The organism is Burkholderia sp. CCA53 (genome assembly GCF_001685525.1).
GTDB classification, from domain to species: Bacteria; Pseudomonadota; Gammaproteobacteria; order Burkholderiales; family Burkholderiaceae; genus Burkholderia; species Burkholderia multivorans.
In genome coordinates this window covers 16,542-38,153 of the sequence record NZ_BDDJ01000002.1, presented here as the reverse complement: position 1 = coordinate 38,153, position 21,612 = coordinate 16,542, and the positions used below count along the sequence as shown (strand labels likewise).

Below are 21,612 nucleotides of genomic sequence, written 5' to 3'. Positions count from 1 at the left end.
GCCGCGCTTCGCGTCCGACCCGCGCCGCCGCGTGAATTTTTCGCGGCGGCGCGCCATTTGCCCGCCTCATCCCTTATCCTTTCGTTCTTGAACCTTACTAAAGCGTTACACGAACCAGGGAGGGGGGATGCCTCATGACGTCAGCCTGATTGCGTTGCTCGCGGCCGGTTTCGGTCTCGCGATGATCTTCGGTTATCTCGCGTCGCTGCTCAAAATGCCGCCGCTCGTCGGCTATCTGCTGGCCGGGATCGTGATCGGCCCCGGCACGCCGGGCTTCGTCGGCGATCTGTCGCTCGCGCAGCAGCTGGCCGAAGTCGGCGTGATGCTGCTGATGTTCGGCGTCGGCCTGCATTTCTCGCTCGGCGATCTGCTCGCGGTGCGCAAGATCGCGCTGCCGGGCGCGATCGTGCAGATCACGGTCGCGACGCTGCTCGGCGGCGGCCTCGCGCTCGCGTGGGGCTGGAGCATCGGCGCGGCGCTCGTGTTCGGTCTCGCGCTGTCGGTCGCGAGCACGGTCGTGCTGCTGCGCGCGCTCGAAGGGCGCGGGCTCGTCGAAACGGTGAACGGACGGATCGCGGTCGGCTGGCTTGTCGTCGAGGATCTCGTCATGGTGCTCGTGCTCGTGCTGCTGCCGCCCGTCGCGGGGCTGCTCGGCGGCTCGCCGCCGGGTGGCGAGCATGCGGCCGGCGGCGGCGTGTGGAGCACGCTCGGCGTCACGATGCTGAAGGTCGCCGCGTTCATCGCGCTGATGTTGATCGTCGGCAAGCGCGTGTTTCCTCGCATTCTGTGGCTCGTCGCGCGCACCGGCTCGCGCGAACTGTTCACGCTCTGCATGATCGCGGCCGCGGTCGGCATCGCATTCGGTGCGGCGAAGCTGTTCGACGTGTCGTTCGCGCTCGGCGCGTTCTTCGCCGGGATGATGATGCGCGAATCGGAATTCAGCCGCCGCGCGGCCGACGAAACGCTGCCGTTGCGCGACGCGTTCTCGGTGCTGTTCTTCATTTCGGTCGGGATGCTGTTCGATCCGAAGGTGCTGCTCGACGAGCCGCTGCACGTCGTCGAGGTCGCGGCGATCGTGCTGATCGGCAAGACGCTGGCGGCCGTCGCGCTCGTCGTCGCGTTCCGCTATCCGCTGAACACCGCGCTGATCGTCGGCGCGGGGCTCGCGCAAATCGGCGAATTCTCGTTCATCCTCGCCGGGCTCGGCCGCTCGCTGGGGCTGCTGTCGGCGGAAGGGCAGAACCTGATTCTCGCGGTCGCGCTGATCTCGATCGCGCTGAACTCGGTCGCGTTCGCGGCGATCGATCCGGCGCTCGCATGGATCCGCAAGCGCTCGGCGTTCGCGCGGCGGCTCGAGGCGCGCGACGATCCGCTCGCCGCGCTGCCGATGTCGACGCCGCAGACGCATCTGACCGGGCAGGTCGTGATCGTCGGCTACGGCAAGGTCGGCACGCGGATCGCGCGGGCGCTCGACGAGCACGGCATCGCGTACGTCGTCGTCGAGCAGAACCGCGAGATCGTCGAGAAGCTGCGCGCCGGCGGCGTCGCCGCGGTGTCGGGCGACGCGATCGAGCCGATCGTGCTCGTGCAGGCGCATATCGCGCGCGCGGGGATGCTCGTCGTCACGCTGCCGGACGTGTTCGACGTGCGGCAGATCGTCGAGATTTCGCGCACGCTGAATCCGACGCTCGAAGTCGTGCTGTGCACGAACAGCAGCGACGAAGCCGCGCTGCTGGCGAGCGAGGGCATCGGCACCGTCTTCATGGGCGAGACGGAACTTGCGCGCGGCATGACCGAGCACGTGCTCGGCAGGATGGCGAAGCCGGTCGCGGCTTCGCATTGACGGCGGGCGGGGCGGCCCGCCGTTTCTTCACGCAATCAGCCGGCTGCAGCGGGTCTCGGCGCCGCGTCGCCCGATTGCGCGGCCGTTCGTACCGGCGCCGCGGCCTTCGGCGCCGCGACCGTCTTCTGCGGCACCTTTCTCGTCGGCGTCTCCGTATCGGCTTCGACCGGTGCGTCGGGCGGCACGCCGAGCAGTTGCAGCGCGCCGCTCGTCACCGACGCGAACACCGGGCCGGCCACCGTGCCGCCGTAATAGCCCTTGCCGCGCGGCTCGTCGATCATCACCGCGACGATCAGGCGCGGATTGCTCATCGGCGCCATCCCGGCGAACAGCGCGCGATACTTGCCCTTCGCATACGACGAGCCGACCTGCTTGCGCGCCGTACCGGTCTTGCCGCCGATCCGGTAGCCGTCGACGCGCGCGCGCCGCCCGGTGCCGCCTTCGCCGACCGCCATCTCGAGCATCGAACGGATCGCGGCCGCCGTCTGCGGCGACGTCACGCGGTGGCCGCGATGCGCGTCGATCGTCTGCTGGTCGGTGCCGTTCTTCAGCAGCGACACCGGATGCAGCGTGCCGTCGCCGGCATAGGCGGTGTACATCTGCGCGATCTGCAGCAGCGACATCGACAGCCCGTAGCCGTAGGCCATCGTCGCCTGCTCGATGGGCCGCCAGCGCTGGTAGCTGCGCAGCCGCCCCGACGCGACGCCGGGGAACGTGAGCTCCGGCGCGCGGCCGATCCCGTATTCCTGATACTTGTTCCAGATCGTTTCGGCGGGCAGGTTCAGCGCCAGCTTCGCGAGCGCGATGTTGCTCGACTTCTGCAGCGCCTGCGCGACGGTGAGCGAACCGTGGTTCGACGTGTCGTGGATGACGGCCGGGCCGATCTTGTACGTGCCCGGCGACGTGTTGATGATCGTGTTCGGCGTGACCTTGCGCTGGTCGATCGACAGCGCGACGACGAGCGGCTTGATCGTCGAGCCCGGCTCGAACGTGTCGATCACCGCGCGGTTGCGCAACTGCTGGCCGGTGAGCCGCGCGCGGTCGTTCGGGTCGAACGTCGGATAGTTCGCGAGTGCGAGGATTTCGCCGTTCTGCGCATCGAGCACGACGACGCTGCCGGCCACCGCGTTGTTCTCGAGCACCGCCGCCTTCAACTGGCTGAACGCGAGCTGCTGGATGCGCCGGTCGATCGTCAGCTCGATCGTCGCACCGTGCTGCGCCGGCACGAGCGGGCGCGTGTCCGACACGATCCGGCCGAGCCGGTCGCGAATCACCTCGCGCTGGCCCGACGTGCCGGACAGCAGCGCATTCGCCGCGAGCTCGACGCCTTCCTGCCCCTGATCCTCGACGTTCGTAAAGCCGACCACGTGCGCGGCCGATTCGCCTTCCGGATAGAAGCGCTTCGAATCGGCGATCTGCGTGATGCCGTCGATCGCGAGCTTGTCGAGGCGGCTCGCGGTCTCGGCGTCGACCTGACGCTTGAGCAGCACGAACGTACGGTCGTTGCCGAGGCGGCGCTTCACTTCGGCGAGCGGCATGTCGAGCAGCTTCGCGATTTGCGGATAGTCGGTGTCGGATACCTGCTTCGGGTTCGCCCAGATCTCGTAGGTCGCGAGGCTGACCGCGAGCATCGCGCCGTTGCGGTCGACGATGCGCCCGCGCATCGCGTCGAGCTCGATCGTGCGCTGGTAGCGCTTCTGGCCTTGACCGACGTAGAAATCCTGATTCGCGACCTGCACCCAGAAGGCGCGCACGATCAGTGCGGCGAACGCCACGAACACGAGAATCACGACGAGCTTCGAGCGCCACATCGGCAGGCGCGACGCGAGCATCGGATTCTTGGTCGCGGACGCGTACGGGTCGACGGGGTGGGGCTTTTTCTTCGCGCTCATGCAGGGGCCAGGGTCGGTCGCCGGGAGACGGCGGGTCAGTCGGAATAATGGGATTGTAATAAATGAGTAAAGATCATGTGAGGAAACTGTGCGCGCGCGACGCGCATGGGCGTGAAGGCAAGCGGCGATCGCGGTGAAAACGGCGGGTAAACGACGACGTGGGCGCACGATTGCATCGATGCAGTCGCGAACGGCGGCCGGGCGGCGGGGCGATGGCGTGGACGGAGACGCTGGGCGGTGTCGGTGCGCTACGCCCATCGGGCACGCATCGGTAATGGTGCCGGAATAAAAAAGCGCCTCGGAAACGAGGCGCCAATTTACTGAATATCGAAATAGAAAATCGCCGGGCGGAATAAGCGATTAAATTTGAATCTGATTTTCGTCAACGAAAAACTAGCGGGCCACCGTGATGAATTCCTGATATTCCGGCGAGGTGGTGCAGCGGTCGACCGCCTGCAGGCGCCACGCGCCTTCGCGATGCTCGCCCGCGAGCACCGCCGTGCCCTGGTCGCGCTGCGTTGCGTCGAACGACAGGCCCTGCAGCTCGCAAACCGCGTTCCCGCTGTCGGCCGCGCACAGTGCCATCGCGCCCTCGACGTCGCGGACCTTGCCCCAGGTCGGCAGGTCGATGCCCTGATGTGCCTCGCGTGACCACAGCCCTTCGTCGGTGTCGACCCACAGCACTGCGAACGACTGCCGGGTTGCCGCTTCGCTGCCATTAATGCGAATGGTGAGGCGCATTGGATCGTCTCCTGAGAAATGACAAATTGGACCGTTTGAACTTGAACAGTCTAGATAGACTGTGCTGAAACGCAAGTGATAACCGACAATAAATGCGCATTGCGTTTATCCGAGATTCGGATGAAACGACGTCAGACGAGCGCGTGCAATTTGGCGACAGAATGCGCGCGCAGATACGACGGCGTCGACGGGGTGCGACCGCCGATCCCGCGCGGGAAGAGAGATCGGATGACCGCAAGCGCGTTCGGCCAGAGCGGGTCGCCCGCCGCCGAAGTGCGGCACAGCGAACGCGCGCGTGCGACGCGTCCGAACGCGGCGCGACAGAGCCGGACAATCCCGTACAAATCCACACATTTTTACGAAACTTTCAGCACAGACTTCCGCGCGATCGCGCCCCACACTGCGCATTGCCCGACGCTGCGCGCACGGCAACGTGTCGCGACCTCCGCGCGGCGCGACGTGTTCGCAGCAGCGGCCGGTCGCGATCGCCGACGGCGTACATGCCCGTCGTGCGGCTCGCCTCCGCGCAGAGCGCGACTGCCCTGCGCGCGTCGCCGGTCGGGCCGCTTCCTCGAAGGAGACTACCGTGCTGATCTGGAAAACCGCGCTGCCGCTGAACTGGCGCACGAGCCTCGTCTCGCCCGCGAGCGCGCCGGTCGCGGCGGCAAACGTCGAGCGACTCGTGCTGACCGGTGCAACCGGTTTCCTCGGCAGTACCGTGCTGACGGCGCTCATCAATGCGGGGCTGCTCGAACGCGTCGTCTGCATCGTGCGCGCGCAGGACCGCGGACACGCCGTCGCGCGGCTGCGCGATGCGGCGCTCCGCGCGGGCCTCGCGCCGTACTGGGCGGCGCGCATCGGCGATGCGAACGTCGTCGTCGGCGCGCTCGACGACGTGTGGGACCGCGCCGACGCAGCGCGCCTCGCGGCCGCGACGCACGTGATTCATTGCGCGGGGCACGCGTCGGTCGCCGACGGCGCGCATCTGCAGACCGATCTCGACAGCACGCTGCGCTTTGCCGCGCGCTGCACGCAGGCGCCGCATCTGCGGCGGTTCGTCTACGTCGGCACTGCATTCGCGGGCACGGCCGGCGTCGGCGTCGTGCAGGAAGAGCCGGAGCGTGCGCCCTGCACGGGCGAAACGCCGCGCGGCGCAGTGCTCACCGCCCGCTATCTGCACGCGAAGGCGGAAACGGAGCGGCGGCTGCGCGCGCTTGGGTTGCCGCTCGTCGTCGTGCGGCCGTCGCACGTCGTCGGTCACACGGTGCTCGGCACGCGGCCGGCGCCGAATTCGTTCTGGATGTTTCGCGTCGCGCACGCTGCGCGTCGCTTCACCGCGCGGCCGATGACGCGCATCGACATCGTGTCGGTCGACGACGTCGCACGCGCGACGATGCTGCTGGCCGTCAAGCCGACGCTCGCGCATCGCGTCTATCACGTGTCGGCGGGCGAGGATGCACCGATGGTCGCGCAGATCGTGCGCGCGATGGACGAGGCGGTCGGCATCGCGGACGCGCCGCGCTACGCGGCGTGCGCGCCGGCCGATCTCCCGCAGGTGGTGCGCACCGTGCTCGGCCGCGCGGACCCGGCGCGCGAGCGCGTGATCGGCGACGCGATGCGGCGTTTCGCGGAATTCGCGACGGTCGACCGCGTGTTCGACAACCGCCGCCTGCGCGACGAAATCGATTTCGAGCCGTTGCCGTTCGTCGATTATGTGGAAGCGTGCATGCGCACGTCGCGCGGGATCCCGGTGACCGACCTGATGCGCGGCGCGCGAGACTGACGGTACCGCACGCGTACGTACCGTTCACGCACGGCCACGCCGGCACGCAAGGACGTCACGACGACATGCCGTTGCCGAGCTCGATCAAGCGGTCGAGCGCGCGATAGATGTCGTCGAGGCCGTCCTGGCCGAAGCGCGCTTCGAGCAGCCGATACTGTTCGTCGATGCGCGGGCCGATCTCCGTGACGAGCTTTCGGCTTTGCGGCGTCAGGCTGACCACGAGCCGACGCTGATCCTCCTGAGCGCGCGTGCGCGTGATCAGCCCGTCGCGCTCCATGCGTTCGAGCACGCCCGTGAGGCTCGGGCTCAGAATGCAGCAGCGCCGCGCAATCTGTCCCGCTTCGAGGGACTGCCCCGGCTCGCCGTCGAGCACGCGGATGATCCGCCATTGCTGCTCCGTCAGTGCAAATTCCTTGAGAATGGGGCGGAACAGGCCCATCAGCGTTTCGCGGGCCTCGAGCAGCAGCATGGCCAGATTGCGATGGTCGAGCGTACGGTTCATCGGGGGATGCGGTGAATGGGACGGATGAATCTTAACAGCCGACGGTGGTGAAATTCGTCTATCAGGGTAATCGAGGTTGTCAGGGCCGCTTTGTTTACTTAAGATGTTAAGTATTGACGATGCGCCGCGACGCGCGGCAGAGGAGTCCCGATGGAGCTGTGTTGCACGACCGCCGCGGCGCCGCCGCTGCCGGTCGCGGTCGGTACCGTTTATGGCGCACTGCTGAACGAGCGCGCGGCGCTCGCCGCGCTCGGCGACGCGGTGCATGCGGCGCCTTACGGGCGTCCGCCGCGGGCGCCCGTGCTCTACATCAAACCGGCCAATACGCATGCGTCCGACGGCGCGGCCGTCGTCGTGCCGGCCGGCGTCGAGGCGCTGGAGATCGGCGCGTCGGTGGCTGTCGTGTTCGCGCGCCGGGCGACGCGCGTGCCGGCCGCCCGCGCGCTCGACTACGTGCATGGCTTCACGCTCGCCAGCGACGTATCCGTTCCGCATCCCGACTACTATCGGCCGGCCGTGCGCTTCAAGTGCCGCGACGGCTTTTGTCCGCTGGGCCCGGCGGTCGTGCCGGCCGCCGCGCTCGCCGACGTCGACGCGATCGCGCTGAGCGTGCGGATCGACGGCGAAGTCGTGGCGCGCACGTCCACCGCGACGCTGATTCGCCCGGTGCGCGAACTGATCGCCGACATCAGCGCGTTCATGTCGTTCGACGCCGGCGACGTGCTGTTGCTCGGCGTCGCGGGCGGCGCGCCGCATGCACGCGCGGGCAGCACGGTCGAGATCGCCGCCGACGGCATCGGCACGTTGCGCCACACGCTCGTCGCGGAGGCGGCACGATGAAGACGGCACGCGTCATCTACAACGGCGCCCTGCATGCAGCCGAACCGGCCGGCGACGGCGCGATCCGCCTCGATACCGGGCGCGTGCTCGCCGAGGAGGCGGTCGCGTGGCTGCCGCCCGTCGCGCCGCGCACGACCTTCGCGCTCGGCCTCAACTACGCGGATCACGCGAAGGAACTCGCGTTCAACGCGCCGAGCGAGCCGCTGATCTTCCTGAAAGGACCGAACACGTTCATCGGCCACCGGTCGCAGACGGTGCGGCCCGCCGATGCGACGCACATGCACTACGAGTGCGAACTCGCCGTCGTGATCGGCCGGCCCGCGCGCAACGTCGCGCGCGCGCAGGCGATCGACTACGTGGCCGGCTATACGGTCGCGAACGACTACGCGATCCGCGACTATCTGGAGAACTACTATCGGCCGAACCTGCGCGTGAAGAATCGCGACACGTGCACGCCGCTCGGGCCGTGGTTCGTGAGCCGCGACGAAGTCGGCGACGCCGGCGATCTCGCGCTGCGCACGACGGTCAACGGCCACGAGACGCAACGCGGCAGCACGCGCGACATGATCTTCGACGTGCCCGCGCTGATCGAATACATCAGCGGCTTCATGACGCTCGCGCCGGGCGACCTGATTCTGACCGGCACGCCGCAGGGGCTCGCCGACACGAAGCCCGGCGATGTGGTGGTGACGGAAATCGAACGAATCGGCCGGCTCGTGAACACGATCGTCGGCGAAGCGGACTACTATCGCGCGGGCTGAGCCCGTCGCACAAGGAGAGCAGATGACCATCAAGCACTGGATCGACGGCCGCGAGGTCGACAGCCGCGACAGGTTCGCGACGCTGAATCCGGCGACGGGCGACGTGATCGACGAAGTCGCGTCGGGCGGCGAGGCCGAAGTCGACGCAGCCGTGCGCGCGGCGAAGGAAGCGTTTCCGAAATGGGCGAACACGCCCGCGAAGGAGCGCGCGAAGCTGATGCGCAGGCTCGGCGAGCTGATCGAGAAGAACGTGCCGACGCTCGCCGCGCTGGAAACGCAGGACACGGGCCTGCCGATCGCGCAGACCGGCAAGCAGCTGATTCCGCGTGCGTCGGAGAACTTCCATTTCTTCGCGGAAGTGTGCGTGCAGATGAACGGCCGCACGTATCCCGTCGACGATCAGATGCTGAACTACACGCTGTATCAGCCGGTCGGCGTCTGCGCGCTGATCTCGCCGTGGAACGTGCCGTTCATGACCGCAACCTGGAAAACGGCGCCGTGCCTCGCGCTCGGCAATACCGCGGTGCTGAAGATGTCGGAGCTGTCGCCGCTGACGGCCGACCAGCTCGGCCGGCTCGCGCTCGAGGCCGGCATTCCGCCGGGCGTGCTCAACGTCGTGCAGGGCTACGGCGCGACGGCCGGCGATGCGCTCGTGCGTCATCCCGACGTGCGCGCGGTGTCGTTTACGGGCGGCACCGTCACGGGCAAGCGGATCATCGAACGCGCGGGGCTGAAGAAATACTCGATGGAGCTCGGCGGCAAGTCGCCGGTGCTGATTTTCGACGACGCCGATTTCGATCGCGCGCTCGACGCGTCGCTGTTCACGATTTTCTCGATCAACGGCGAACGCTGTACCGCGGGCTCGCGCATCTTCGTGCAGCGCACGATCTACGACCGCTTCGTGCAGGAATTCGCGCGGCGCGCGAACCAGCTCGTGGTCGGCGATCCGTCCGATCCGTCGACGCAGCTCGGTGCGATGATCACGCGCCAGCATTGGGAAAAGGTGACGGGCTATATCCGCCTCGGCGAACAGGAAGGCGCGCGGATCGTCGCGGGCGGGGCCGACCAGCCGGCCGGGCTGCCCGAACGGCTGCGCAACGGCAACTTCGTGCGGCCGACCGTGTTCGCCGACGTCGACAACCGGATGCGCATCGCGCAGGAGGAAATCTTCGGGCCCGTCGCGTGCCTGATTCCGTTCGACGACGAAGCGCACGGGCTGCAGCTTGCAAACGACACGGCGTACGGGCTCGCGTCGTACGTGTGGACGCAGGACGTCGGCAAGGTGCATCGCCTCGCGCGCGGGATCGAGGCCGGCATGGTGTTCGTGAACAGCCAGAACGTGCGCGATCTGCGCCAGCCGTTCGGCGGCGTCAAAGCGTCCGGTACCGGGCGCGAAGGCGGCGAATACAGCTTCGAGGTGTTCGCGGAAGTGAAGAACGTCTGCATCTCGATGGGCTCGCATCACATTCCGCGCTGGGGTGTCTGACGCGCGCCGTTGCGCCGCGACAAGAACGATACGGAGACTACGATGGGCAAACTGTCCCTCGCCGCGAAAATCACGCATGTGCCGTCGATGTACCTGTCGGAGCTGCCCGGCAAGCATCACGGCTGCCGCGATGCGGCGATCCGCGGCCATCGGCTGATCGGCGAGCGCTGCCGCGCGCTCGGCGTCGACACGATCGTCGTGTCGGACGTGCACTGGCTCGTCAATGCCGGCTATCACGTGAACTGCAATGCGCGCTTTGCCGGCACGTACACGAGCAATGAACTGCCGCATTTCATCCGCGACATGCATTACGCGTATCCGGGCAATCCGGCGCTCGGCCGGCTGATCGCCGAGACGGCGAGCGCGCGCGGCATCGCGACGCGCGCGCACGAGATCGACAGTCTCGAGCTCGAATACGGGACGCTCGTGCCGATGCGCTACATGAACGGCGACCGGCACTTCAAGGTCGTGTCGATCGCCGGCTGGTGCATGTGGCACACGCTCGACGACAGCCGCCGCTTCGGCGAAGCGCTGCTCGAAGCGATCGAAAAGAGCGATGCGAACGTCGCGTTTCTCGCGAGCGGTTCGCTCTCGCATCGTTTCAACGACAACGGCAGCCCCGAGGAATCGATTCACGAGATCAGCCGTGAATTCTTTCGGCAGGTCGATCTGCGCGTCGTCGAACTGTGGAAGCAGGGCGACTTCAAGACGTTCTGCGCGATGCTGCCCGAGTACAACCAGCACTGCCACGGCGAAGGCGGAATGCACGACACCGCGATGCTGCTCGGCCTGCTCGGCTGGGATCGCTACGACCAGCCGGTCGAAATCGTCACCGACTACTTCGCGAGTTCGGGCACCGGCCAGATCAACGCCATTTTTCCGCTGCGCTGAACGCGCGAGCATCCGAGATCCGACCGGAGACTGCCATGCCGCACATCGTCGTCGAATATACGGCGAACATCCGCGCCGACGCCCGCATCCCCGCGCTGCTGCGCACGATCAACGCGACGTTGATCGCGCAGGGCGGCGTGTTTCCGATCGGCGGGATTCGTTCGCGCGCGATCGAACTGCACGACTACTGCGTGGCCGACGGCACCGAAGACGACGCGTTCGTGCACGTGACGCTGAAGATCGGCGCCGGGCGCAGCGAGGCGACGAAGCGCGCCGCATGCGACGCGTTGTTCGACGCGATCAAGGCGCATTTCGCCGAGCTGTATGCGAAGCGTTATCTCGCGCTGTCGATGGAGCTGACCGAGTTCAGCGAAAGCGGCTCGTACAAGCACAACAACATCCACGCCCGCTACAAGCGGGCCGACTGAATCCGAACCCCACCATGCTCGATACCGCCACCATCGATGCGCTCGCGCAGCGTCTGCACGACGCCGAACGCGAACGCACGCAGATCCGCCAGATCTCGCTCGACCATCCGGACATCACGATCGACGACGCATATGCGATCCAGCGCGCGTGGGTCGCGCTGAAGCTCGCGGAAGGCCGCACGCTGAAGGGGCACAAGATCGGCCTCACGTCGAAGGCGATGCAGAACACGTCGCAGATCGACGAGCCCGACTACGGCGCGCTGCTCGACGACATGTTCTTCGAAGACGGCGGCACGATTCCGACCGATCGCTTCATCGTGCCGCGCGTCGAGGTCGAACTCGCGTTCGTGCTCGGCAAGCGCCTGAGCGGCCCGAACTGCACGATCTTCGACGTCTACGACGCGGTCGACTACGTGGTGCCCGCGCTCGAGATCATCGACGCGCGCAGCCAGTCGATCGATCCCGACACGCAGCGTCCGCGCAAGGTGTTCGACACGATCGCCGACAACGCGGCGAACGCGGGCGTCGTGATCGGCGGGCGGCCGGTGAAGCCGCACGACGTCGATCTGCGTTGGGTCGCGGCCATCATGTCGCGCAACGGCGTGGTCGAGGAAACGGGCGTCGCGGCGGGCGTGCTGAATCACCCGGCGAACGGCGTCGCGTGGCTCGCGAACCGGCTCGCGCGCTTCGACGTCGCGCTCGAGCGCGGCCAGATCGTGCTCGGCGGGTCGTTTACGCGGCCATGCGCGGCGCGCCGCGGCGACACGTTCAGTGTCGACTACGGCCCGCTCGGAACGATTCAGTGCTACTTCGGGTGAACTGACGATGCAGATGCCGACGAATACGTTCAAGGCCGCGCTCGTGCGCGGCGACGCGCAGATCGGGCTGTGGCTCGGTCTGGCCAATCCGTACAGTGCCGAAATCGTCGCGGGCGCCGGTTTCGACTGGCTGCTGATCGACGGCGAGCACGCGCCGAATACCGTGCCGTCGATCGTCGCGCAGCTGCAGGCGATCGCGCCGTATCGGTCGCAGCCGGTCGTGCGCGTGCCGTGGAACGATCCGGTGATCGTCAAGCAGGTGCTCGATCTCGGTGCGCAGACGCTGCTCGTGCCGATGGTGCAAAGCGCCGACGAAGCGCGCGCGGCGGTGGCCGCCACACGCTATCCGCCGCACGGGATTCGCGGCGTCGGCAGCGCGCTCGCGCGTGCGTCGCGGTGGAATCGCGTGGGCGACTACCTGCATCGCGCGAACGACGAGATGGCCGTGCTCGTGCAGGTCGAGACGCGCGCGGGGCTCGACGCGATCGAGGCGATTGCGCGCGTCGAAGGGGTGGACGGCGTGTTCATCGGGCCCGCCGACCTGGCCGCCGATCTCGGGCACCTCGGCAATCCCAGGCATCCGGACGTGCAGGCCGCGATCGACGGCGCGATCCGGGCGATCAAGGCGGCCGGGAAGGCGCCGGGGATTCTCAGTGCGGATGAGGCGGCGGCGCGGCGTTATCTGGAAGCGGGGGCGCTGTTCGTGGCGGTCGGCGTCGATACGACGTTGCTGGCGAGGAGTGCGGAGCGGTTGGCGGCGCAGTTCAAGGGGAAGGCGGGCGAGGTTGTGAAGAAGGGGGATGGGACGTATTGAACGATGAAGCCGGCTGCGCTCGGAGTATTTGGGGTTCGTTCAATTTTCGTTTATTGCGAATTTCGTTTATTTCGAATAGACTGCTGAAATCCTGAAATTCCGATTGGAGAACGCAATGCATCACGCCACGACACCCGACATGATCTTGCCCGTCGAGCGCGAGATGCAGGCGGCCGTCGAGGCGCAGCGCATGCTGGCGGCTTATCTCGCAACACGGACCGATACGCAGCGCATTCAGATTTTTGATGACGAGAACCGAGCCCATCAGGTCGAGCTGCCGACGTCCGCACTTCGTCTGCTGGTGGATATTCTCGCGGAATTGGCGGATGGCAACGCTGTCAAGGTTGTGCCGGTTCATGCGGAATTGACGACGCAGGAAGCGGCAGATCTGCTCAATGTCTCCCGCCCGCATCTGATCAAGCTGCTTGAGTCGAATGCATTGCCCTATCACCGGACGGGCAAGCATCGGCGAGTGCGGTTTTCGGATCTGATGCGCTACAAGGCTGAGCGCGACCAAGAGAGTGCTGACGCAATGGAAGAACTGAGCAAGCAGGCACAGGATCTGCGGATGGGCTACGAATGACGCATTCGCCATTTACGGCGATCTACGATGCCTGTGTGCTTTATCCCGCGCCGCTTCGCGATTTCCTGATGCGGCTGGCGTTGAGTGGATGTTTCCGGGCGCGGTGGAGCGCACATATTACCGACGAGTGGAAGCGCAATCTGTTGGACAACCGTCCGGATTTAACAGCGGAACAGCTTGATCGAACCTCAAGTTTGATGGATCGAGCGATACCGGATGCCGTCGTGACCGGTTATGAATCGTTGATTGCCGGGCTTGTTCTCCCGGATGCCGACGATCGTCACGTGCTTGCCGCTGCAATCCGTTGCAACGCCAGCGTGATCGTGACGTTCAATCGAAAGGACTTTCCGGAAGAGGCGTTGTTGCCGTACGGCATCGAGGCCCAGCATCCAGACGAGTTCGTCGATGATCTTTTCGACCTCGAACCCGCGGTGGTCGTTGCGGCCGCGCGACGACAGCGAGAGGCGCTTAAACAACCACCGTTGACTGCAGACCGGTACCTCGAGATCTTGCGACGACAAGGCATGGTGCAGACGTGTCAGTCGCTCGACGCCTATCGAGCACTTCTTTGAACGGGTGTTGTGCGGTGCGCGGATTCAGTAATGTCATGTGACCGCGCGTCGATGCTTTCGCCATCTAACGTCCATACGTTCCGGCCGGCGTCGTGCTCTGCGATTGCCGTCACCGGTATGCTTCGCGATCACGAACGCGGCGCACGGGTGGCGAACGACGAATTCGCTGCTTGCAGTTTTCAACAATGCCGTGCGCGTTACATTCGGCGCCGTCTAGCCGATCGGCACCGGCGCTGCATGTGAATCATGACGAAGTTCGCTCCTTGCTGGCTTCAAGTCGCGTCAGCTCCCCATACTTCCCCGGCGTCGTCCCGAGCGCACGCCGAAACATGTCGATGAACGCGCTCACGTTCTCGTAGCCGAGATCGAGCGCGATCGTCGTGACCGGCACACCGTCGGCCACTTTCTCGAGCGCGCGCATCAGCCGCGCCTGCTGACGCCACTGCGCGAACGTCAGCCCCGTCTCCGCGACGAAGCGCCGGCTCAGCGTGCGCGCGCCGAGCCCGGCCCAGCGCGCCCAGTCTTCGAGCCGGCGGTTGTCGGCCAGATCGGCCGCGAGCGCATCGGTGATCCGCACGAGCCGCGGGTCGCGCGGCCGCACGAGCCCGAGCGACTGCGCGTCCGCCGCGGCGATCTCGTCGACGATCACTTCGGCGATTCGCGTCTGCGCGGCGTCGAGCGCCGATCCATCCCAGCTCGCCGCGCGCCGCACCGCTTCGCGCAGCAACGGCGTCGTGCGGATCGCGCGCGGTTCCGACGGCAAGGCGCCGCAGCGCGCCTCGGCCACGAACACCGACCATCCCGAAAACGGCCCGAACGACTGCAGCCCGTGCCGGCAGTGCGGCGGAATCCAGATCGCATGGATCGCCGGTACGACCCAGTCCTGATCGTCGAGCCCGATCGACAGCAGCCCGCTCAGGGCGCCGACGAGCTGCCCACGCGCATGCGCATGCGGCGCGGTCGTACGCGCATCGCGCTGCGTGAGCACGGCCGCGGCGACGAACGGACCATCGTCGCCGAGCACGAGCCGCGCGGGAAGAAGGGGGGCGGACATGGCCGAATCTCCGTATCGAATGGCTTTTATACCGGAGATCGGCATCGATCGCACGCGTAAATTGTGCGCTTCGATCACAGACATGGAGCCGGACGATGCGAGCCGAACAATTGCTTCCCGACGATCAGGACCGGCTCGATGCCGGCGACACGACGATCCGCAAGGGCACCGTCGGTGCGTTTCTGATCAACGCACGCGTGCTGACCGACCCGCATGCGTCGACGGCCGAGCGCGCCCGCGCAGAAGCCGACGTGCTCGACGCGTTGCCGGCGCTGCGCGCGCTCGGGCTGTTCGATGTGCTCGACGTGCGCGATCGCGCGCTGCGCGCGTGGCTTGACGCGCATTGAGGGTTGCGCCGCAGCGCGACGTCAGGCGTACGCGTGCGGCCAGCCCGGTATTCACATCAGCACATTCGAGGAGTCGACATGAAGGCAGCAGTCGTGAAGGGTCCCGGCGAAGGGCCGGTCTATACGGAGTTCGACGCGCCGCACGCGCAGCCGGGTCACCGGCTGATCGACGTGACGGCGTCGGCGGTGAGCCGGCTGGCGCAGGGGCGCGCGTCCGGCGCGCACTACTCGTTCGACGGGCGCTATCCGTTCGTCGTGGGCGTCGACGGCGTCGGGCGGCTCGACGACGGGCAGCGCGTCTACTTCTTCAGCGCCGCGGCGCCGTTCGGCGCGATGGCCGAGCGCACGATCGTGCCCGATACGCAATGGGTGCCGCTGCCGGACGATCTCGACGACGTCACGGCCGCCGCGATCGCGAATCCGGCGATGTCGTCGTGGGCGGCGCTGACCGAACGCGCGCGCATGACGGTTGGCGAGACGGTGCTCGTCAACGGCGCGACGGGCGCGTCGGGCCGGCTCGCGGTGCGGGTCGCAAAGCACCTCGGCGCCGCGACGGTGATCGCGACGGGGCGTAACACGGCCGCGCTCGATGCGTTGCTGGACGCCGGTGCGGATGCCGTCGTGCCGCTGCAGCAGGACGCGGCCGCGCTCGCGCGTGCGCTCGAGCCGCACTGGCGTGCGGGCGTCGACGTCGTGCTCGACTATCTCTGGGGCGATACCGCGCGCACGCTGCTGGTGAGCGCCGCGAAAAACATGCCGGCGGGACGCGCGCTGCGCTTCGTGCAGATCGGCTCGATGGGCGGCGGCGACGTGTCGCTGCCGGGCGCCGTGCTGCGCGCCGCGGCGATCGAACTGATGGGCAGCGGGCTCGGCAGCGTGCCGCTGCCGCGGTTGCTCTCGGTCGCGCGCGGCGTGTTCGACGCCGCCGCACGCGCACGGCTGACGCTCGACACACGCGTGGTGCCGCTGTCGGCGGTCGGTGAGCACTGGAGCGATACGAGCAGTGCCGTTCGTACGGTGTTCGCGATGGGAGCGGAACGCTGACCGCCGTGCGGCGCCGCGGGCGACATGCGTGCCGTCGCCCGCGGCACCGAGCGAGGCGTCAAAACCGCTGCTGAATCCCCGCCGTCACGCCCACCTGTGTCGTGCCATACCCAACGAAATCGCGCGACACGTGGACCTTGCGCACGTGCTTCGCGATCGCGAATGCGCCGGGCGCGCGCCCAATGACGAATTCACTGTTTGCAGTCTTCAACAATGCTGCGCGCGTCACGCTGCGCCGCTAGCTTGTCTACGAGATGCATCAGGCAACGCGTTTCCGCCCGGAACGACGAGCGTATGTGCGATTCCTGTATGCGGAACTGGAACGACCTCATTCGGGATTCGATTGTGTCGACCATGGCAAGCGAGGCACCATCGAGCCGGCGACTTCATCACATTTCCCGACGACAGACGATCATGCTGCCCAAACCCATAACGGTGTATTTCGAATGAACGGATTGGCGACAGGTGTGCAAGCGGCCGGCATGCTCGCACTCGCGGCCGTCGTCCTGCTCGGAATCACGGCAGGGCTGCTGATCGTCGTCTTATACAGCTTCTCGCGCCAGGAGGGACGCCTCGGACGAACGAACTCGGGAATGAAGGTGCTCGGTTCCGCTCTGGCAGTTGTTATCTTGCTGTTCTGCGCCGGCGCCTACTACAAGGACGCTCGCTTACGCGCACGCGCGACGCAATTCGGCACCGAACTTTCGCAGGGCGACGGGGGACGCTACACCGCGCGATATGCGTACCTCGGAGGGGAGCAAATCCTTTTGCGGCTCTATCGGACCTCCGATATGCAATTGCTTGCCGAGCGCACGTACGCGTACCCCGATGCCGTCCGCTTGATATGGACCAAGGAATCGTTGATCTTCGATACCGCCGTCGACCATGACGGAGAGATCGCGTTGCCGCCCACGAGGTTTGACCGATTCAAAGCCATGTTGCCGTAGTAGGCGGCGCTCCTGCATGAGCGACTTCGTACGAGCGGAGAAGGGTGGCGCACGACGGCGCGCGAGCACAGATGACCGCACCGCGCACAGGCACGGGCGACGTGCGTACCGCCGCCCGCGTCATCGAGCGGGACGTCAAAACCGCTGCTGAATCCCCGCCGTCACGCCGACCTGCGTCGTGCCGTACCCGGCGAAATCGCGCGACACGCCGACCCTCTGATCATGCTTCGCGATCGCGAACGCGCCCGACAGATACAGCACCGTGCGCTTCGACAGCGCGTAGTTCGCGCGCATCGACACGAGCGTCGGATCGGCGTCGGTGCCGCCCTTGATGTCCTGGTGATAGACGGCCGCGATCAGCGAGAACGTCGGCGTGAACTGATACGAGCCGCCGACCCAGTACGTGTCGCTCAACTGGTTCGCGGCGCTCGTGTGAAACGTGCGCCGATAGTTGCGATAACCGGCCATCGTCTTCAGGTTGCCGAAGTCGTAGCTGAGGCCCGCGTGGATCCCCTGGATGTAGTTGACCGTGTCGGCGGGCGTCACGCTGTCGGCCGCGCCGTTCTGCCGGTCGAACGTGACCACGGCTGCGAACGGGCCCGTCTCGTAGCCGAGCGCGACGTCGTATTTCGAGCTGGTCTTCACGCTGCCCGGCACGTTGCCGAAGCCGTACATCGCGCCGAACTTGAAACCGCCGAACTCGCCGTCGTAACGCACTGCGTTCGACGAGCGCGTGAACATGCCGTCCTTGCGGCCGCCGGTCGCCATCGACGACGTCGCCCACGAGTAGTTCTGCGCATAACCCATCGGGTCGAACGGCAGCAGGTAGTCATAGGTGACGGTGTAGTTGCGGCCGAGCGTCAGCTCGCCCCATTTGCCTTTCAGGCCGACCGTCGCACGGCGCGCGAAGATCGAGTCGGGGCCGTCGTCGAATGCGCCGTTCGCGAGATCGATGCCGCTTTCGAGCCGGAACACGGCCTTCAGGCCGCCGCCGAGATCCTCGACGCCGCGCAAACCCCAGCGCGACGTGTTCTTGTTGCCCGACTTCAGCTTGACCGAGCTGCCGCCTTCCGGCGCCGCGTGGTTCGTGTACTCGATGCCGGCATCCATGATCCCGTACAGCGTGACCGACGATTGCGCGTGCGCGGCGCCGGCCGCGAGACCGGCGACGGCGGCCGAGCCGGTCAGAACGGCGGCGCGGAGGGAACGTGACTTCATTGACGGTGTCTCCTTGGTTCTTGTGGTTGAGGTGAAACGGATGCGGCGCGCAGCCGACCGCGGCGGACGCCGCCGGCCGTCCGCGCGCAAATGCACGCGAGCGCGTGGTGCGATGGGTGCGGCGTGCACACGTGCGGCGTGCACACGCCGCCCGGGTCAGCCCGCTTTCGCGAATGCCCAGCAGTCGTTGGCCGGAAACTCGATCCAGTGCTTGCCGGCCGCACGCGGCACGTGGCCGAACGCGCGCAGCCGCATGTCGCCGCAATGGAACAGGTATTCCCAGCGGTCGCCGAGATACATCGACGTGACGAGGTCGGCCTGCAGCCGGTTGGCGCCCGGGCCGTCGGCGACCTGCACGCGCTCGAGGCGGATCACGGCCTGCGCATCCTGGCCCGGCGCGAGCGTGTCGCGCGCGAGCGCGCGCAGCTCCCAGCCGTCGCCGGCGAGCGTCACGCATTCGCCGTCGACGGCCGCGACACGCGCGTCGATCCGGTTGTTGCTGCCCATGAACTCGGCCGTATACAGCGAGCGCGGCGCGCCGTACAGCTCGGCCGGCGTGCCTTCCTGCTCGATGCGGCCGTTGCGCAGCAGCAGGATGCGGTCGGACATCGCCATCGCTTCGGTCTGGTCGTGCGTCACGCAGAGCGCGGAGAGCCCGAGCGACACGATCAGCTCGCGCAGCCACGCGCGCGCTTCTTCGCGCAGCTTCGCGTCGAGGTTCGAGAGCGGCTCGTCGAGCAGGATGACGGGCGGGTTGTAGACGAGCGCGCGTGCGATCGCGACGCGCTGCTGCTGGCCGCCCGACAGCTGATGCGGAAAGCGTTCCGCGAGGTGGCCGAGGCCGAGCTGATCGAGCGCGTTCTGCACGCGGCGTTTCTGTTCGGCCGCGGCGACGCGGCGCAGCTTCAGGCCGTAGCCGACGTTGTCGGCGACGGTGCGATGCGGCCACAGCGCATACGACTGAAACACGAGCCCGAGCGAGCGCTGCTCGACGGGCAGATCGATGCGCTGCGCGCCGTCGAAGAACACGCGATCGTCGAGCTGGATGCGGCCGTCGGACGGCTGTTCGAGGCCGGCCACCGCGCGCAGCAGCGTCGTCTTGCCGCTGCCCGACGCGCCGAGCAGACACACGACTTCGCCGGCCTTCAGTTCGAACGACACGCCTTTCAGGATCGGATTGGCGCCGTAGCTGAGATGCAGATCGTCGACGATAAGCTTATCCATGAAGTTTCACTCCGAAACGCAGGGCCACGCCGAGACCGACGCCGACCATCGCAATGTTGATGACAGAGAGCGCGGCGACTTGATCGACCGCGCCGGTCGCCCACAGCGACACGAGCAGCGCGCCGATCACTTCGGTGCCGGGCGACAGCAGATAGACGGCGGTCGAGTATTCGCGCTCGAAGATCATGAAGATCAGCAGCCACGCGGCGAGCAGCCCGAAGCGCACGAGCGGCAGCGTCACGTCGAGCGAGACGCGGCTGCGCGTGGCGCCGACGCTGCGTCCGGCTTCCTCGAGCTCGGGGCCGACCTGCAGCAGCGCGCTCTGGATCAGCCGCATCCCGTACGCGAGCCACACGACCGTGTACGCGATCCAGATGCTCCACATCGAGTTCTTCAGCTCGCGCAGCCCGGGCACGAACAGGAAAATCCAGAGGAACGCGAGACCGGCGAGCAGGCCCGGCACCGCGCGCGGCAGCAGCACGACGTAGTCGAGCAGCTTCGTCGCCCAGTCGTGGCGGCGATGGCCCGCGAACGCGACCAGCGAGTAGAAGCCGACCGCGAGGGCGCCGCCGATCACGCCGATGCCGAGCGTGTTGACGATCGCGCGCACGAGGTTGTCCTGTTCGAACAGCTCGGTGAAGTTCGCGAGCGTCAGCACTTCGCCGAGCGCGACGCCTTCGCCCCAGTTCGTGACGAACGCGCGCAGCACGATCCCGGAAATCGGCACGATCACGGTCAGCGCGAGCCACAGCGCGACGATCGCGAGCGCGACCCAGCGCCACACGCCGAGCGGGAGCACGGTCGAGCGGCCGGCCTTGCCCTTCACGGTGACGAAGCGGTTGGCCGTCTTCAGCAGGCGGCGCTGCAGCAGCACGAGCGGAAACGTGATCGCGACGATGCACACCGCGACCGCGGCCATCAGGTGATACGACGGCACGCCGAGCTTGTTGGTCAGCTTGTACAGATAGGTGGCGAGTACGAGATGGCCTTCCGGATCGCCGAGCACGAGCGGCAGCCCGAACACCTCGAAGCCGAGGAAGAACACGAGCACGCCGGCGAACAGCAGCGCGGGCATCGTCATCGGCAGGCTCACGTCGAGCGCGACGCGGAACGGCCGCGCGCCCGTCACGCGCGCCGCTTCCTCGACGTCCGAGCCGAGGTTGCGCAGCGCGGCCGACGAGTACAGGTACACGTGCGGCACGTGCGTGAGGCCGACGATTACCGTGATCGCGAAGATCGAATAGACGTTCCACGGCACGCTCTGCGCGCCGAACAGTTCCTTGAACCACACCGAGTAGAAGCCGACCGGGCCGGCCGCGACCACGTAGCCGAACGCGAGCACCATCGGCGACACGAACACGGGCGTGAGCAGCAGCGGTTCGAGCCAGCGGCGGCCGGGTAGGTCGGTGCGCACCATCAGGAATGCGAGGATGCCGCCGAGCGGGATCGAGATGAACAGCATCCCGCCGGCGATGATGAACGAGTTCTTCACGGCCGACCAGAAGTCGGGGTCGCGGAAGATGAAACGGAAGCCTTCGATGCCGAGCGTCTTGCTGGCGTCGAAGAACGGCGCGGACAGCAGGCTCTGGAACAGGATGAAGCCGAGCGGCAGCGCGACCGCGACGGTCAGCACCGCGACGACGATCCAGCGCAGCATGCCGGCGAGCGGCTGCAGGCTGCGTGCGGGCAGCGCGGGAATCGCGTCGCCGTTGCCGGCGTGAGGCGGAACGGCGGCGGCCGCTCCGCGTGTGCTGGTTGAAAGCATGAGTTCGCCCCTGCGGCCATCGGAATGGCCGCCGCAAGGAAAATCGGAAAGGGGAAGGG

At 67.0% G+C, this 21,612-nt stretch carries 21 protein-coding genes and 1 pseudogene; 14 read left to right on the top strand and 8 right to left on the bottom strand.

Annotated elements, in window-relative coordinates; translation table 11 throughout:
- Positions 1-127: 127 nt before the first annotated feature.
- Positions 128-1,843, top strand: a complete 1,716-nt coding sequence (locus BCR55_RS16775) for a cation:proton antiporter (protein ID WP_006403691.1) — start codon at positions 128-130, stop codon at positions 1,841-1,843.
- 35 nt (positions 1,844-1,878) lie between these two features.
- Here BCR55_RS16775 and BCR55_RS16770 read toward each other — a convergent pair whose 3' ends face one another.
- Positions 1,879-3,735: a penicillin-binding protein 2 gene (locus BCR55_RS16770; protein ID WP_065495038.1), complete on the bottom strand. Its 1,857-nt coding sequence runs from the start codon at positions 3,733-3,735 to the stop codon at positions 1,879-1,881.
- Positions 3,736-4,128: 393 nt separating this feature from the next.
- Positions 4,129-4,476, bottom strand: coding sequence for a DUF3564 family protein (locus BCR55_RS16765; protein WP_006403688.1), 348 nt, complete (start codon positions 4,474-4,476; stop codon positions 4,129-4,131).
- Between the two features lie 586 nt (positions 4,477-5,062).
- Here BCR55_RS16765 and BCR55_RS16755 point away from each other — a divergent pair.
- A complete protein-coding gene (locus BCR55_RS16755; protein ID WP_065495033.1) occupies positions 5,063-6,259 on the top strand; it encodes an SDR family oxidoreductase in 1,197 nt (398 codons plus the stop codon).
- 55 nt (positions 6,260-6,314) lie between these two features.
- Here BCR55_RS16755 and hpaR read toward each other — a convergent pair whose 3' ends face one another.
- Positions 6,315-6,761, bottom strand: coding sequence for a homoprotocatechuate degradation operon regulator HpaR (gene hpaR, locus BCR55_RS16750; RefSeq protein ID WP_006402383.1), 447 nt, complete (start codon positions 6,759-6,761; stop codon positions 6,315-6,317).
- A gap of 150 nt (positions 6,762-6,911) precedes the next feature.
- On the opposite strand from hpaR, the gene BCR55_RS16745 reads away from it, so the two are divergent.
- The 9 genes from BCR55_RS16745 (at position 6,912) to BCR55_RS31045 (ending at position 13,954) form a co-directional block, all read left to right on the top strand.
- Positions 6,912-7,601, top strand: coding sequence for a fumarylacetoacetate hydrolase family protein (locus BCR55_RS16745; RefSeq protein WP_065495031.1), 690 nt, complete (start codon positions 6,912-6,914; stop codon positions 7,599-7,601).
- On the top strand, positions 7,598-8,362 hold the full coding sequence (locus BCR55_RS16740) for a fumarylacetoacetate hydrolase family protein (RefSeq protein ID WP_006403684.1): 765 nt from the start codon (positions 7,598-7,600) through the stop codon (positions 8,360-8,362). Before BCR55_RS16745 ends, BCR55_RS16740 begins: the two co-directional genes overlap by 4 nt.
- Before the next feature lie 22 nt (positions 8,363-8,384).
- Entirely contained in the window at positions 8,385-9,848 is a 1,464-nt protein-coding gene (gene hpaE, locus BCR55_RS16735) for a 5-carboxymethyl-2-hydroxymuconate semialdehyde dehydrogenase (protein ID WP_065495029.1), read from the top strand.
- 42 nt (positions 9,849-9,890) lie between these two features.
- Complete coding sequence (hpaD, locus tag BCR55_RS16730) at positions 9,891-10,739, top strand: 3,4-dihydroxyphenylacetate 2,3-dioxygenase (protein ID WP_065496620.1); 849 nt, start codon at positions 9,891-9,893, stop codon at positions 10,737-10,739.
- 35 nt (positions 10,740-10,774) lie between these two features.
- A complete protein-coding gene (locus tag BCR55_RS16725; protein ID WP_006409445.1) occupies positions 10,775-11,167 on the top strand; it encodes a 5-carboxymethyl-2-hydroxymuconate Delta-isomerase in 393 nt (130 codons plus the stop codon).
- Between the two features lie 14 nt (positions 11,168-11,181).
- Positions 11,182-11,985, top strand: coding sequence for a 2-oxo-hept-4-ene-1,7-dioate hydratase (hpaH, locus tag BCR55_RS16720; protein WP_006402377.1), 804 nt, complete (start codon positions 11,182-11,184; stop codon positions 11,983-11,985).
- Between the two features lie 7 nt (positions 11,986-11,992).
- Positions 11,993-12,799 carry a 4-hydroxy-2-oxoheptanedioate aldolase gene (hpaI, locus tag BCR55_RS16715; protein WP_065495028.1) on the top strand — a complete coding sequence of 269 codons (807 nt, stop codon included), beginning with the start codon at positions 11,993-11,995 and terminating at the stop codon, positions 12,797-12,799.
- 115 nt (positions 12,800-12,914) lie between these two features.
- Positions 12,915-13,382 carry a helix-turn-helix domain-containing protein gene (locus BCR55_RS16710; RefSeq protein ID WP_053298663.1) on the top strand — a complete coding sequence of 156 codons (468 nt, stop codon included), beginning with the start codon at positions 12,915-12,917 and terminating at the stop codon, positions 13,380-13,382.
- On the top strand, positions 13,379-13,954 hold the full coding sequence (locus BCR55_RS31045) for a PIN domain-containing protein (protein WP_045593318.1): 576 nt from the start codon (positions 13,379-13,381) through the stop codon (positions 13,952-13,954). Before BCR55_RS16710 ends, BCR55_RS31045 begins: the two co-directional genes overlap by 4 nt.
- Before the next feature lie 244 nt (positions 13,955-14,198).
- Here BCR55_RS31045 and BCR55_RS16700 read toward each other — a convergent pair whose 3' ends face one another.
- Complete coding sequence (locus BCR55_RS16700; protein ID WP_053298608.1) at positions 14,199-15,008, bottom strand: helix-turn-helix domain-containing protein; 810 nt, start codon at positions 15,006-15,008, stop codon at positions 14,199-14,201.
- 95 nt (positions 15,009-15,103) lie between these two features.
- Between BCR55_RS16700 and BCR55_RS16695 the strand changes: the two genes are divergently transcribed.
- Together BCR55_RS16695 and BCR55_RS16690 are read left to right on the top strand one after the other, a co-directional pair.
- Positions 15,104-15,355 carry a hypothetical protein gene (locus BCR55_RS16695; RefSeq protein ID WP_039218251.1) on the top strand — a complete coding sequence of 84 codons (252 nt, stop codon included), beginning with the start codon at positions 15,104-15,106 and terminating at the stop codon, positions 15,353-15,355.
- A gap of 78 nt (positions 15,356-15,433) precedes the next feature.
- A complete protein-coding gene (locus BCR55_RS16690; RefSeq protein ID WP_053298607.1) occupies positions 15,434-16,399 on the top strand; it encodes a zinc-binding alcohol dehydrogenase family protein in 966 nt (321 codons plus the stop codon).
- 58 nt (positions 16,400-16,457) lie between these two features.
- Here the strand turns inward: BCR55_RS16690 and BCR55_RS31040 are convergent.
- A pseudogene (locus BCR55_RS31040) lies at positions 16,458-16,574 on the bottom strand (porin); the annotation flags it as partial.
- 121 nt (positions 16,575-16,695) lie between these two features.
- Here BCR55_RS31040 and BCR55_RS16685 point away from each other — a divergent pair.
- The gene (locus tag BCR55_RS16685; protein ID WP_223852647.1) at positions 16,696-17,346 is read left to right on the top strand and encodes a hypothetical protein; all 651 of its coding nucleotides are present in this window, start codon (positions 16,696-16,698) and stop codon (positions 17,344-17,346) included.
- A 135-nt stretch (positions 17,347-17,481) separates the two neighbouring features.
- Here BCR55_RS16685 and BCR55_RS16680 read toward each other — a convergent pair whose 3' ends face one another.
- The 3 genes from BCR55_RS16680 to BCR55_RS16670 form a co-directional block, all read right to left on the bottom strand.
- Positions 17,482-18,564: a porin gene (locus BCR55_RS16680; RefSeq protein WP_065495026.1), complete on the bottom strand. Its 1,083-nt coding sequence runs from the start codon at positions 18,562-18,564 to the stop codon at positions 17,482-17,484.
- A 156-nt stretch (positions 18,565-18,720) separates the two neighbouring features.
- Positions 18,721-19,788 (bottom strand): ABC transporter ATP-binding protein, encoded by a 1,068-nt coding sequence (locus tag BCR55_RS16675; RefSeq protein ID WP_065495023.1) that lies wholly within the window; start codon positions 19,786-19,788, stop codon positions 18,721-18,723.
- Entirely contained in the window at positions 19,781-21,553 is a 1,773-nt protein-coding gene (locus tag BCR55_RS16670) for an iron ABC transporter permease (RefSeq protein ID WP_006409438.1), read from the bottom strand. Before BCR55_RS16670 ends, BCR55_RS16675 begins: the two co-directional genes overlap by 8 nt.
- Positions 21,554-21,612: the final 59 nt, after the last annotated feature.